Annotated in this window: 10 protein-coding genes; 6 read left to right on the top strand and 4 right to left on the bottom strand. The window is 70.6% G+C overall.

Features of this window, described 5'->3' with window-relative positions; translation table 11 throughout:
* Positions 1 to 81: 81 nt before the first annotated feature.
* Entirely contained in the window at positions 82 to 873 is a 792-nt protein-coding gene (locus QMX80_RS15040; RefSeq protein ID WP_282277870.1) for a hypothetical protein, read from the bottom strand.
* Positions 874 to 983: 110 nt separating this feature from the next.
* Here QMX80_RS15040 and QMX80_RS15035 point away from each other — a divergent pair, with 110 nt between their 5' ends.
* The 4 genes from QMX80_RS15035 to QMX80_RS15020 all read left to right on the top strand — a co-directional run bounded on the left by QMX80_RS15035 (position 984) and on the right by QMX80_RS15020 (position 5,558).
* Positions 984 to 2,276, top strand: coding sequence for a tryptophan--tRNA ligase (locus QMX80_RS15035; RefSeq protein WP_282277869.1), 1,293 nt, complete (start codon positions 984 to 986; stop codon positions 2,274 to 2,276).
* A gap of 67 nt (positions 2,277 to 2,343) precedes the next feature.
* Positions 2,344 to 2,643, top strand: coding sequence for a hypothetical protein (locus QMX80_RS15030; protein ID WP_055766666.1), 300 nt, complete (start codon positions 2,344 to 2,346; stop codon positions 2,641 to 2,643).
* A 168-nt stretch (positions 2,644 to 2,811) separates the two neighbouring features.
* Entirely contained in the window at positions 2,812 to 3,744 is a 933-nt protein-coding gene (locus QMX80_RS15025; RefSeq protein WP_282277866.1) for an MBL fold metallo-hydrolase, read from the top strand.
* Positions 3,745 to 3,905: 161 nt separating this feature from the next.
* Positions 3,906 to 5,558 (top strand): M28 family metallopeptidase, encoded by a 1,653-nt coding sequence (locus QMX80_RS15020; protein WP_282277875.1) that lies wholly within the window; start codon positions 3,906 to 3,908, stop codon positions 5,556 to 5,558.
* A 22-nt stretch (positions 5,559 to 5,580) separates the two neighbouring features.
* Here the strand turns inward: QMX80_RS15020 and QMX80_RS15015 are convergent, their stop codons facing one another.
* Positions 5,581 to 6,915, bottom strand: a complete 1,335-nt coding sequence (locus QMX80_RS15015; RefSeq protein WP_273081144.1) for an MFS transporter — start codon at positions 6,913 to 6,915, stop codon at positions 5,581 to 5,583.
* A 172-nt stretch (positions 6,916 to 7,087) separates the two neighbouring features.
* On the opposite strand from QMX80_RS15015, the gene yedA reads away from it, so the two are divergent.
* Both yedA and rarD read left to right on the top strand, forming a co-directional pair.
* Complete coding sequence (gene yedA, locus QMX80_RS15010) at positions 7,088 to 7,987, top strand: drug/metabolite exporter YedA (protein ID WP_273081142.1); 900 nt, start codon at positions 7,088 to 7,090, stop codon at positions 7,985 to 7,987.
* Positions 7,984 to 8,895, top strand: coding sequence for an EamA family transporter RarD (gene rarD, locus QMX80_RS15005; protein ID WP_282277862.1), 912 nt, complete (start codon positions 7,984 to 7,986; stop codon positions 8,893 to 8,895). Before yedA ends, rarD begins: the two co-directional genes overlap by 4 nt.
* Positions 8,896 to 8,903: 8 nt before the next feature.
* Here the strand turns inward: rarD and QMX80_RS15000 are convergent, their stop codons facing one another.
* On the bottom strand, positions 8,904 to 10,067 hold the full coding sequence (locus QMX80_RS15000; protein WP_282277861.1) for an alpha/beta fold hydrolase: 1,164 nt from the start codon (positions 10,065 to 10,067) through the stop codon (positions 8,904 to 8,906).
* A gap of 182 nt (positions 10,068 to 10,249) precedes the next feature.
* The gene (locus QMX80_RS14995; protein ID WP_273081136.1) at positions 10,250 to 13,102 is read right to left on the bottom strand and encodes a TonB-dependent receptor; all 2,853 of its coding nucleotides are present in this window, start codon (positions 13,100 to 13,102) and stop codon (positions 10,250 to 10,252) included.
* Positions 13,103 to 13,401 lie beyond the last annotated feature (299 nt).

Below are 13,401 nucleotides of genomic sequence, written 5' to 3'. Positions count from 1 at the left end.
CGGCGGCGCCGGTGACCGGCGCGCAGCGCCAGTGATGCACGAGGGACGGGCCGCACTGCGGCCCGTCCCTGTCATGGGCGATCAGCGTCCGCGCACCGGCGGATCGGGCACGAAGCCGCCGGGGAACGCACGCGGCGCGGTGTCCACGCGCTGGCGCGGCAGGACGCCCATCGCCACCAGGCGCGCACGCGCGTCGTAGCGCAGCTGGCCGAGCTGGACCGGCGTGCCGCTGGCACGCTCGAAGCGGGTGGCGCGGCTGGCCGATCCTTCGCGCTCGCCATGGCCGGTGCCCAACTGCTGGCGCTCGCGCACTTCCGCGTGCGCGACCGGCGCCTGCGGGGCCATCGCGCGGTCGGCGCGCGCGTCCTGCGCGATCACCGGCGCGGGCCGGCGCGGCATCGGCTGCGGCGCGATGTAGACCGGGCGCGCCTCGCGGAACACCGCGATGCCGACCACGCCGACGTCGGCCGGGCGGCCGGTACGGCTGGCGTAACTGTCGCCGTGGTCGGTGAACACGAACTGCGCCACCTCCGCCGACGACTTGCGCCAACCGGTGATCTCGCTGTCCTGCCAGGGCTCGAGCACGTAGCCGGCCTGGTCCGGGGCGGCGGTTTCGCCGCTGATGGCATTGACCCCGTCCACCGACAGCACCGCCAGCACGCGTTCGCCGGTGAGGTTGCGCAGGCGCACGGCATAGCGGTGGCCGGGGGTGCCGGCCACCCAGCGATCGCCGCGGTGCGGGTACTGGGCCAGCTCCTCGCCGGTATCGCGGTCGAACAGCGACAGGGCCACCGGTCCCGTGGCGGGGGGCGGCACGGCGCGGAAGCCGCACAGGGCAAGGATGGTCAGCAGGCAGGCGGAAAAGCGGTACATGGCGGGCTCCTTGGCCGGGGGACGGAGCCATGAACGGACCGGTGCGGGCGGCGGGGTTGGCGCGCGGCGGTTACACTGGGCCGGTTAATCCGTCCGTCACGTCTGCGTTCATGACTACCCGCGTCCTCACCGGCATCACCCCTTCCGGCACTCCCCACCTCGGCAACTACGTCGGCGCCATCCGCCCGGCCATCGCGGCCAGCCGCGCGCCGGAGATCGAGAGTTTCTTCTTCCTGGCCGACCTGCACAGCCTGATCAAGTCGCAGGAGCCCGAGCGCACCCAGCGTTCGACGCTGGAGATCGCCGCCAGCTGGCTGGCCTGCGGCCTGGACCCGGACAAGGTGTGGTTCTACCGGCAGAGCGACATCCCGGAAACCACCGAGCTGCTGTGGTTCCTGACCGTGGTGGCCGGCAAGGGCATCCTCAACCGCGCCCACGCCTACAAGGCGGCCGTGGACAAGAACCGCGAGGAGCAGCTGGACGACGATGCCGGCGTCACCGCCGGGCTGTTCATGTACCCGGTGCTGATGGCCGCCGACATCCTGATCTTCAACGCCGACAAGGTGCCGGTGGGCCGCGACCAGATCCAGCACATCGAGATGGCGCGCGATTTCGCCCAGCGCTTCAACCACATCTACGGCAAGGAATATTTCACCCTGCCGGAAGTGGTGATCGACGAGCAGGTGGCGACGCTGGCCGGCCTCGACGGCCGCAAGATGAGCAAGAGCTACCACAACACCATCCCGCTGTTCGCCCCGCGCGAGGAGCTGAAGAAGCTGGTGTTCTCCATCGTCACCGACTCGCGCGCGCCCGGCGAGCCCAAGGACACCGAGGGCTCGGCGCTGTTCCAGATGTACCAGGCCTTCGCCACGGCCGAGCAGACCGCCGCGTTCGCCGCGGCGTTTGCCGCCGGCATCGGCTGGGGCGAGGCCAAGCAGCAGCTGTTCGAACGCATCGACGGCGAACTGGCGCCGCTGCGCGAGCGCTACAACGCGCTGATGGCCGAGCCGGAGAAGATCGAGGCGATCCTGCGCCGGCGCGGCCAGCAGCTGCGCGAGCAGTTCGCCATCCCGCTGCTGAAGGAACTGCGCCACGCCGTGGGCCTGCGTGACCTGTCCGCCGCCGGCGACAAGCCCAGGGCCGCGGCCGCCGCCAAGGCCGCGCTGCCGCTGTTCAAGCAGTACCGCGAGAAGGACGGCCGCTTCTACTTCAAGCTGCTCGACGGCGAGGGCGCGCTGCTGGTGCAGAGCCAGGGCTTCGATTCGCCGCGCGATGCCGGCCAGCTGATCGCCGCGCTCAAGCAGGCCGGACACGGCGATGCGCTGCAGGGCGGGCAGTACACGCTCGAAGCGGATGTCGATACGGTGCTGGCGGCCCTGCGCCAGCTGCGCGAAGCGGACTGACGCGGCGCTTTCCCGCCGCCTGCCACGGCGCCCGCCCTGCCGGCGCGCGCCCAACACGGAGCTCACGATGGCCTGGTTGTCGTTGCTGTTGTTCCTGCCCTGGTTCGGGGTGATGGCCGGGCTGTACTGGTGGTTCCCGCGCCAGCCGCGGCATCGCGCGCGCACCGTGTTCGACGCTTGCGTGCTGGCGCTGGCCCTGCTGGTCAGCGTCTGCTCCATGCACTGGGGTTACCGCATCGGCGCGGCCGACGTCGATGCGGACACCATGTGGAAGCAGATCCTGGCGGTGCTCTACGCCTACGGCGGCTTCCTCGCGGTGATGGTGCTGGCGCTGCTGCTGCGGCCGCGCGTGCTGCGCCGCCGGTAAGGCCGCCTTCTCTCGCAGGACCGGCTTCAGCCTTCAAAGGGTTTGCCCTGCGGATTCCCCATCGCGGCTGAAGCCGCTCCTGCGGAGGCGCCCGCAGACCCGACGAAAGCCGTATTGCCGCGTTCCGGTGGCGGTGACAGCATCGGGTCGGATCCCGGGAGCCATTGCATGAGCGCCGAGCACGACATCCACGTCATCGACACCGCCTTCCAGCGCGACCATTTCGATGCCGCCTACCTGCTGGTGGGCAATGGCCGCGGCGCCTTCATCGATTGCGGCACCAGCCACTCGCTGCCGAACCTGCTGGCGGCGGTGGAGCGGGCCGGGTTGGGCGTGGATGCCATCGACTGGCTGATCCTGACCCACGTGCACCTGGACCATGCCGGCGGCGCCGGTGCGCTGATGCAGCGCCTGCCCAATGCGCGGCTGCTGCTGCACCCGCGCGGGGCGCCGCACATGATCGACCCGGCACGGCTGGTCGCCGGCGCCACCGCGGTCTACGGCGAAGCGGAAATGGCGCGCAGCTACGGGCGGATCGTGCCGGTGGCGGGCGAGCGCGTGGTGGTGGCCGAAGACGGTCACCGCCTGTCGCTGGGCGGGCGCGAGCTGCTGTGCATCGACACCCCCGGCCATGCGCGCCACCACCTGTGCGTGTGGGACGAGGCCAGCCGCGGCTGGTTCACCGGCGACACTTTCGGCCTGTCCTACCGCGAACTGGACAGCGCGCAGGGCGCCTTCATCGTTCCCACCACCTCGCCGGTGCAGTTCGAGCCGGAGGCGCTGCATGCCTCGATCGACCGGCTGATGGCGCGGGAGCCGGAAGCGATGTACCTGACCCACTATGGGCGCGTGCGCGACACCGCGCGGCTGGCCGCCGACCTGCACGTGCAGATCGACGCGATGACCGCCATCGCCCGCGCCTGCGATGGCCGCGCCGACCGCCACCGCGCGCTGGTGGCGGCGCTGGGCGAGTTGTGCCTGGAGCGCGCCCGCGCGCATGGTTGCCGGCTCGACGACGCCGGCGTGCTGCGCGTGCTCGGCATGGACATCGAACTCAACGCCCAGGGCCTGGAATGCTGGCTGGATCGCGGCCGTACATAGGAGCGCACGCCGGTGCGCGACGGGGCCGGACAATCCCTGCACCATGGCCCGCGCCTCCATGTGCACCGGTTGAACCGGGAAGGCGTACCGCAGCAGCCAAGCTGCGTTGCTGCGGGTAAAATCACGCGCTTCTCCTGCTGTCTGGTACCGCCGTGAATCCGATGCGCATGCTGTTGTTGTCGTCCTGCCTGTTCGTCGGCGGCATCGCCAGCGCGGCCAACGACCTGCCCGGTGGCGGCATCGACCCGGAAGCGCTGTCGCAACATGTGCGGGTGCTGGCCTCGGACGAGTTCGAAGGCCGCGCGCCGGCCACCGCCGGCGAACAGCGCACCGTCGATTACCTGGTCGAGCAGTTCCGCAAGGCCGGCGTGCAGCCCGGCGGCAGCGACGGCGGCTGGGTGCAGGAGGTGCCGCTGGTGCGCGCGCAGGTGGACGGTGCCATCGATGCCAGCCTGCAGCTGGCCGGCAAGCGCCAGGCGCTGGTCAATGGCGAGGATGTGACCCTGCAGAGCCTGCGCCCGCTCGGCGACGTGGACCTGGAGAACGTGCCACTGGTGTTCGTCGGCTACGGCATCGACGCGCCGGAGCGGCACTGGAACGATTACAAGGACGTGGACCTGCACGGCCGGATCGCGGTGGTGCTGATCAACGATGCCGACTTCGGGGCCGACGCGCCGGGCGCGTTCGACGGCAGGGCGGTGACCTATTACGGCCGCTGGACCTACAAGTTCGAGGAAGCCGCGCGGCGCGGCGCGGCGGGCGTGCTGATCGTGCACGAGACCGCGCCGGCAGCGTATCCGTGGGCGACGGTGAAGGCCTCCGGCACCTCGCCGCTGTTCGACATCCAGCGCAGCGATGCCGACGCGCGGGCGCTGCACACGCCGTTGCGCGGCTGGATGCAGCGCGCGCTGGCCGAGCGCATCTTCGCCGCCGCCGGGCTGGATTTCGAAGCAGAGAAGCGCAAGGCGATGCGCGCCGATTTCCGCCCGGTGGAACTGGGCGATGCACGCCTGTCGGCCCGCTTCAAGGTCAAGCGCGAGCCGGTCATCACCCGCAACGTGGTGGCGAAACTGGAAGGCGCGGCGCATCCGGACGAATCGGTGGTCTTCTCCGCGCACTGGGATGCGTTCGGCATCGGCCAGCCCGACGCCAGTGGCGACAGCATTCGTCACGGCGCCATCGACAACGCCACCGGCGTGGCCTCGGTGCTGGAACTGGCACGCGTGTTCGCCGCCGGCCCGCGCCCGCAGCGCACGCTGTACTTCATCGCGCTGACCGCCGAGGAGAAGGGCCTGCTCGGCGCCAGTTACTACGCAGAGCATCCGCTGGCACCGCTGGAGAAGACCGCCGCGGTGCTGAACATCGAGATGTTCAGCCCGGACGGCGAAACCGCCGACATCGCCACCTGGGGCAATGGCCGCGTGTCGCTGGAGGGCGATGTGGCGCGTGTGGCGCAGGCCCGCGGACGGCGCTGGTCGCCGGATCCGAACCTGGAGGCCGGCTTCTTCTACCGCGCCGACCATTTCGCCTTCGCCCGCAAGGGCGTGCCGGCGATCACCGTTGGCGCCGGCCTGGACAAGCGCGACGGCGGCGTCGCCGCCGGCCGCGCGCTGCGCGATGCCTACTTCGCCCGGTGCTACCACCAGGCCTGCGACGCGTGGTCGCCGCAGTGGGATGCGCGCGGCCTGGCCGCCGACACGCTGCTGGTCTACGACCTGGGGCTGGAACTGGCCAACAGCCGGCGCTGGCCCGCCTGGGACAAGGGCGCCGAGTTCGAGGCCGCGCGCGAGGCCAGCGACGCCGCGCGCCGCTGATGCGGCAGCACGGCGCGGCGGATCAGCGCGTGCCGTCCAGCCAGTTCGGCCCCTTGTTCTGCAGGAAGAACACGTAGACCAGCAGCGACACGGCGATCACCGCGGTGACGTAGAGCGCGAACGCGCCGACGTGGCCGGTGCGCAGCGCGGCCTGGTACAGCAGCGGCGCGGTGCCGCCGAACAGCGAGTTGGCCAGTGCGTAGCCGAAGCCCACGCCGAGCGCGCGCACGTGGGTTGGAAACAGTTCGGCCTTCACCACCGCGTTGATCGAGGTATAGCCGGTGAGGATGATGAAGCCGACCGCCAGCGTCGCGAACGCGGCCAGTGCGTCGTGCTGCTGCGGCAGCCGGGTTACCAGGTATCCGCTGTAGAGCACGCCGCCGACGCCGAAGAACACCAGCAGTGCCTTGCGGCCGACCAGGTCCGAGAGCCAGCCGCCGACCGGCTGCAGCAGCATCAGGAACACGAGCACGCCGAGGTTGATCAGGGTGCCGGTCATCGGGTCGTCGCCGGCGAAGGCGCTCTGGATCATCTTCGGCCCGTTCACCGAATAGGTGTAGAACGCGACGGTGCCGCCGGCGGTGATCAGGAAGCACAGCAGCAGCGGCCGCCACTGGTGCACGAACAGTTCGCGCATCGAGCCGGCGGCGCGGGCCCTGCCTTCGCGCGCGGCGGCGATGGAGGACGCTTCCAGCGATTCGTCCATGGAGCGGCGCAGCCAGAACACCACGATCGCCGCCACGCCGCCCAGGGCGAAGGCGATGCGCCAGCCCCATTCGGAAATCTGCGGCCGGTCCCAGAACAGCAGCATCGCCAGCAGGGTCAGCTGCGCCAGCACGTGGCCGCCGACCAGGGTGACGTAGTGGAACGAGGACAGGAAGCCGCGGCGGCCGGGCAGGGCCGCTTCGGACATGTAGGTGGCGCTGGTGCCGTACTCGCCGCCGGTGGCGAAGCCCTGCAGCAGGCGCGCCAGCAGCAGGATCAGCGCCGCCCAGATGCCGATCGTGCCGGCGGTGGGGGTGATGGCGACCACGAACGAACAGCCGGCCATCACCGACACCGAGACGGTCAGGGCCAGGCGTCGGCCGTAGCGGTCGGCGAAGCGGCCGAAGTACCACGCGCCCACCGGCCGCATCAGGAAGGTGGCGGCGAAGATCGCCCACACGTACAGCGTGGAATTCCTGTCGGCGGCGGAGAAGAAGCGCGACTCGAAATACACCGCGAACACCGAGTAGACGTAGACGTCGTACCACTCGACCAGGTTGCCGGCCGAGCCCTTGAGGGTATTGGCGATGGAGCGCCGCAGCGCGGTGCGCTCCGGTCGTGCGGCGGTGGCGGCGGCCGTGGAAGTGCGCATGCCGGGAAAGGTCCTCGCGTGGAAAGCGGCTGTCCGCGCCCGGCCGGGCATGGCCGGGGCGACCCCGCCGCCAGGCGCGGCCGGGGCGGATACAGCATGCCGTTTTTCGCGCTGATCGCCAGCGCCGCGGTGCCCTAGAATCCGCATTCCCCCGGATGGCGGTACCTGCCCCATGTCTGCGCCCCCCACCACGTCGGCTGCTCCACGGAGCGGCCTTGTCGTTCTGGCCCTGTTCCTCGTGTACGTCGTCTGGGGTTCGACCTACCTGGGCATCCATCTTGCGCTGGAGGGCGGCATGCCGCCGCTGTCGGTGATCTCCGGCACCCGCTTCGTCATCGCCGGCGGCGTGCTCTATGCGCTGCTGCGCTGGCGCGGCGTGGCCCCGCCGACGCGCGCGCAGTGGCGGACGCTGGCGGTGATGGGCCTGAGCCTGCTGTTCCTGGGCAACGGCATGGTGGTGCTGGCCGAGCGCGACGTGTCCTCGGGCCTGGCCGCGGTGGCGGTGGCCTCGGTGCCGCTGTGGATGGCGCTGTTCTCCGCGTTCCGCGGGCAGCGCGTGACCGGCGGCGAATGGCTGGGCATCGCGGTCGGTTTCGCCGGCGTGCTGTGGCTCAACGCCGGCAGCAGCCTGACCGCGACGCCGGCCGGGCTGGTGTTCCTGCTGGTGGCGCCGCTGGGCTGGGCCGCCGGTTCGATCTGGTCGCGCGGGCGCGACCTGCCGTCGCCGTTCATGACCGCCGCCGGGCAGATGCTGTGCGGCGGCGCGATCCTGGTGGTGGCCGGCCTGCTGCGCGGCGAACGCATGACCGCGCCGCCGTCGCTGCAGGGCGTGCTGGCGGTGGCCTACCTGTGCGTGTTCGGCTCCATCGTCGCCTTCACCGCCTACGTGTGGCTGCTGCACAACGTGCGCCCGGTGCTGGCCAGCAGCTATGCCTACGTCAACCCGGTAATCGCGGTGGCGCTGGGCGCGTGGATCGCGCACGAGCGCTTCAGCGCTGCCGACATCGGTGCGATGGCGGTGATCCTGGCCGGCGTCGTGGTCATCACCCTGGCCCGGATGCGCCGCGCATGACGCCCGCCCACGAACACCGCAACGGCCTGCTGGCCACCACCCTGGCCTTCGTCATCTGGGGCCTGTTCCCGCTGTACTGGCGGCTGCTGATCGAAGTGCCGTCGTTCCTGATCATCGCCCACCGCATCATCTGGAGCGCGGTGCTGCTGATCGGCGGGCTGGGCCTCGTGCGCGGCTGGGGCTGGCTGCGCGAGGTGTGGGCGACGCCACGGCGGTTCTGGCTGCTGGGGCTGTCGAGCCTGCTGATCGGCGCCAACTGGAGCCTGTATATCTGGGCGGTGAACGCCGGCCACGTGGTCGAGACCAGCCTGGGCTATTTCATCAATCCGCTGCTGAGCGTGGTGCTGGGCGTGGCGGTGCTGCGCGAGCGGTTGGGCCGGCTGCAATGGCTGGCGGTGGCGCTGGCGGCGCTGGGCGTGGCCTGGCTGACCTGGCAGAGCGGGCGCGCGCCGTGGATCGCGATCGGGCTGTCGATCACCTTCGGCCTGTACGGACTGCTGCGCAAGCTGGTGGTGGTCGAGGCGGTGACCGGGCTCGGCGTGGAAAGCCTGTTCATGGTGGCGCCGGCGCTGGCCTATGCGCTGTGGGCCGAGAACGGCCACGGCGGCGGTTTCGTGTCCGGCTGGGGCTGGGGCAACGATGCGCTGCTGGTGCTGGCCGGCGTGGTCAGCGCGGTGCCGCTGATCGCCTTCGCCTACGGCGTGCGCCGCATTCCGCTGTCGGTGGTCGGGCTGTTGCAGTACATCGGCCCGACGCTGCAGTTCCTGATCGGCGTGCTGATCCTGCGCGAACCGTTCGCGCCCTCGCAGCTGGTCGGCTTCGGCCTGATCTGGGCCGGGCTGGTGGTGTTCGCGACCGCCGGCGTGCGCGCCGCGGCACGGGCGCGTTCGCAGGCCCTGGCACGGTAGGAACGGCTTCAGCCGCGAAACGCTTTCCCGGCCGAGTCCTTCGGGACTGGCGCCGCACCCGTGGCCGGGGATGCCGCCACGACCGTTCCGCCGGATGCGGGTGCGGCAGGTATCGGGCAGGGCGCCCCGTCGTTGCCGGCCTGCGCGAACCAGTCGTCGACCACGCCCGAGAGGCGGTCCAGCCGCAGCGGCAGGGTCAGGTGGTCCTCGCCCTGCAGCTCCAGGTAGCGCGCGCGCGGCGCGGCGGCGGCCAGGGCGCGGCCCTGCGCGACGGGGATGTGCGCATCGTCGCGGCCATGCAGCAGCAGGACGCAGGCCGGCACCTGCGCCAGCGCCTGACCGACATCCACGCGGTCCAGGTCGATGCCGAGCCTGCGGTCGGCGGCGGCGATGGCCGCGTCCAGCCCGCTGCCACCGTACTGCCAGCGCGCCAGCGGCAGCGCGACGTAGTCGCTGATGCGTTCGGGCGGGCGCGACAGCATGTGCGGCACCATCGCGCGGATCGCCTGGCCGGCGTTGTCGAAGGATTCCATCGCCACCACGCTGCGCAGCCGCGGGCCGAGTTCGCGCGCGGCGAAGATCGCGGTGGCCGCACCGTAGGACACGCCGAGCAGGTGCACCGGTCCGCTGATCTCGCCGCGGGCGTCGAGCGCGCGCAGCGCGGCGGCCACGTCGTCGCCTTCGCGGGTGCCGTAGCCGGAGGGCGCCTGCCCGGAGCGGCCGTGGTTGCGCAGGTCCAGGGCGATGGTGCGGTAGCCGTCCTGCGCCAGCTCCAGCGCCCAGGGCAGCAGCGAGCCGCCATCCATCATCCAGCCATGCAGCAGGATCACCGTGCCGCGCGGCGCGGGCGGCATGGCGTCCGCGGCCGGTGCGGTGGCGTCCAGCGAAAACTCGGGAAAGCGCCCGCCCTTGCCCAGATAGCGGTACTGCAGGCGGTAATCGCCGGGGTCGAGGGCGAGCCAGTGCAGCGCCACGCCCTCGCTGCCGGGCACCATGCCCTGGCGGTGCGGCAGGCGCGCGAGCAGGGCGTCGATGCGCGCGGTGGGCACCATCGGCGAGGTGCCGCCGGGCGCGGCCAGCCGCGCGCTGAGCGACAGCGGCGGCATCGGCGAGGACAAAGCGAAGCCGGCCAGCATCACGCAGACGCCGGCCAGCGCCAGCGAACGCAGCATGGCGGTGATCCGAAAGGGGGAAGAACGCCACGGTAGCGCCTGCGCCGCCGCGGCTCTACCGCGCGGGGATGACAGGAAGATGACCGTTGTGTGGTGTTCGGGTTCGGCTTCCGCCGGATGCGGAAAAAGCAAAGGCACCTTGCGGTGCCTTTGCCGGATGGAACGCGTCGCTGACCGGACGATCAGAAGCGCTGCTGGTACTTCATGTACATGAAGCGGCCGATGTCGAAGCCACCGTAGTAGGTGAAGCTGCTGTTCGGCTGGCTGTACATGATCGGGCCTTCATGCTTGAACACGTTGTTCACGCCCAGCGACACGGTGCCGTTCCACGGCAGGGCATAGCGCACCTGCAGGTCGTGGAAGGAGTTGGAGCCGACCTTCCTGCTCGGCTGCACGTCGGTATACGGCGAGCGGAAGTCCGGCAGGTTGCACTCCGGGCCGCCGTCCAGGTCGTAGGAGCACTTTTCCTTCATGCCGGAGTAGTAGCGGGTGCTCCAGGTCAGGCCGAAGTCGCCGCGCTGCCAGTCGGCGCTGAAGTTCGAACGCACGCGGAAGTTGCCGCCCCAGCCGGTGTACTGGTCGACCGGGGTGGTGGCTTCGCTGTCGCTCTTGCGCGCCAGGTAGTCCACGTAGGTGGCATTCAGGCGCAGCGAGATCTGGCCGATCGCCAGCTCCGGCAGGCGGTAGCGCACGCCGACGTCGTAGCCGGCGGTTTCCTGGTAGCCGGCGTTGTTGAGCGAGCGGTTCATGCCGCTGACCTGGCCCTTGTTGGTGCCGGAGGTGTAGCGGGTGAAGCGCGAGCACGCCGAGGCGATGCCCTGCACGTAGCACTGGTTGAGGATGTCGGTGGCCGATTCGCCGACGATCACGTTGTCGATGCGGATCTTCCACCAGTCCAGGCTCAGGTCCAGGCCGGAGACGAAGTCGGGGCTGTAGACCAGGCCCACGGTCCAGGTCTTGGCGGTTTCCGGCTTCAGGTCCGGGTTGGAGCCGGAGGTGAAGTCGGTCACCGCCTGCACGCCGGAGGTGCTGGCCAGTTCGCCGTCGCCGGTCTTCTGGCGGAAGTCGCTGCCCATGCCGGCGGCGGTGCAGCGTGCGGCCACTTCGCTGTTGCGCGCGGCCGCGCCGAAGGAGCGGTCGCACGGATCGGTGATGCGGTCACGGGTAGTGACGGTGCCGCCGTACAGGTCGTCCACGGTCGGCGCACGGAAGCCGGTGCCGTAGGTGGCGCGCACCAGCAGGTTGTCCACCGGCTTCCACTTCAGGCCGAACTTGCTGTTGGTGGTGCCGCCGAAGTTGTTGTAGTCCGAGTAACGCCCGGCCACGTCCAGCGACAGCTCGCGCACGAACGGCAGGTCGGCCAGCAGCGGCACCTGCAGTTCCAGGTAGACCTCGTCCAGCTTGTAGTCGCCACGGGTCGGCTGGCCGCTGGTGCCGGCGATCTCGCCGTTCTGCACCATCAGGTCGGGGGTGTAGCTGGCTTCCTCGCTGCGGTGCTCGACGCCCATCGCGGCCATCACGTCGCCGGCCGGCAGGCTGAACAGCGAGCCGGAGATGTTGGCGCTGATCACCTTGGTGGTGCTCTGGATGTCGTCGACGAAGCTGCGGAACAGGTAGTCGCGCACGGCCGGATCGCCGCTGAGCGAGCCGGGGCTGTTGCTGCCCATCGGCGCCAGCGGGTTCCACGGCACGCAGCCTTCGATCACGTTGTCGCGGGTGCCGCAGCGGGCCACGCCGTTGTCGTCGATGAACGAAGCGCCCACCGCCTTGTTGACGTTGGGCTGGTACATGCTCTGCAGCGTGCGGCGCTCGCCCTCGTTGCGGTTGAACATGTAGCCCACGTTCCAGTCCCAGAAGCGCGAGCCGGTTTCGAAGCTGCCTTCCAGACCCAGGCTGGCGCGCTTGGTGGTCAGGCTGTTGTTGGTCGCACGCGGGAACTCCTCGGTGCGGTGCGAGAACAGCACGTCCTTGCCCCAGTGGTTGAACGCGCTGTCCTTGGACAGCATCGCGCGCGCACCGCTGGCGGCCTGCGCCGAGGACACCGAGTACGGGTAGCCGGCCAGCTGCTTGAGCGATTCGCGCTCGCTGTACAGCACGTCGGCGACCACGCGCAGGTCGTCGGTGATCTGGAAGCCGCCGTTGGCGAACGCCGAGCGGCGCTCCAGGCCCGACAGCAGGGTCATGTTGGTCTTGGTGTTGGCGTAGACCGAGCGGTCCAGCGGCTTGAAGTCTTCCACCCTGGACGGATCGCCCCCGGGGCCGACGCTGATGACCTTGCCATCGACGGTGACCGAGCCCCATTCGGTGGTGCCGTTGAGGCCGTCGGTGGGGTGGTACGGGCCGTTCGGATAGGCAGTGAATTCGCGCGCGCCGCCCAGCACCGGGTCTTCCTTCACCTTCTCCGCGCCGACGGTGACCCAGCCGCGCTCGAAGGTCTTGCCGTAGGTGGCGCTGTAGGAGCGCTTCTGGCCGTCGCCTTCGCTGTACTGGCCGACATAGGCGTTGGCCTGGCCGCCGTCGAAGTTCTTGCGGGTGATGATGTTGACCACGCCGGCGATGGCGTCGGAGCCATACAGTGCCGAGGCGCCGTCGGTCAGCACTTCCACGCGCTCGACGATCGCCGACGGGATCGAACCCACGTCCGAATAGCCGCCCGCGCTCACGCCCATGCGGCGGCCATCGACCAGCACCAGGCTGCGTTCCGGGCCGAGGTTGCGCAGGCTGACGAACATGCCGCCATAGTCGCGCGCCGAGGACAGCGCCGAGGCGCGGCTCAGCGCCGGCGAACCGGCCGCAGTGACGTCCTGCAGGATGTCGGCGACGTTGACGTAGCCCTTCTTCTCGATCTCGGCGCGGGTCAGCGCGATGACCGGCTTGGCGGTCTCGACGTTGGCCTGGCGGATGCGCGAGCCGGTGATCTCGACACGGTCCAGGGTGGTGGTGCCGTCATTGGACTGGGCGAGGGCGGGGGCGCTGCAGGCGGTGGCAAGGGCCAGCGCGATCGCGGAGCGGAGGGGGGTCGACTTCAGATACATCGTTTTGCGTTTCCTTTACTGCCTACGAAAAAAAGCGCCCGCGAGGGGCGCCATGAACAGATGCGATCACCGTTGGGGGAGGGACGCAGCATCCGTTGCCACGCAGCTGCGCGCCCGCCGGGTTCCGGCGGGCGCGCATCATGGACCAAACGGGTAGATGCGTGAAGGGGGAAAATCCGCCATTCCGCCGGGGATCGTTTCGCAGGCAGGGGCGGGGGGGGGGGGGGGGGGGGGGGCCCCCCCCCCCCCCCCCCGGCGGCGCCGGCGGGGGGGGGGGGGCGGCCCCCCCCCCCCCCCCC

Origin of the sequence: Stenotrophomonas sp. PS02297, from assembly GCF_029959705.1 — a bacterium.
Lineage (GTDB): Bacteria > Pseudomonadota > Gammaproteobacteria > Xanthomonadales > Xanthomonadaceae > Stenotrophomonas > Stenotrophomonas nitritireducens.
The sequence above is the reverse complement of the archived record's forward strand: the minus strand, read 5'-3'. Positions and strand labels throughout refer to the sequence as shown.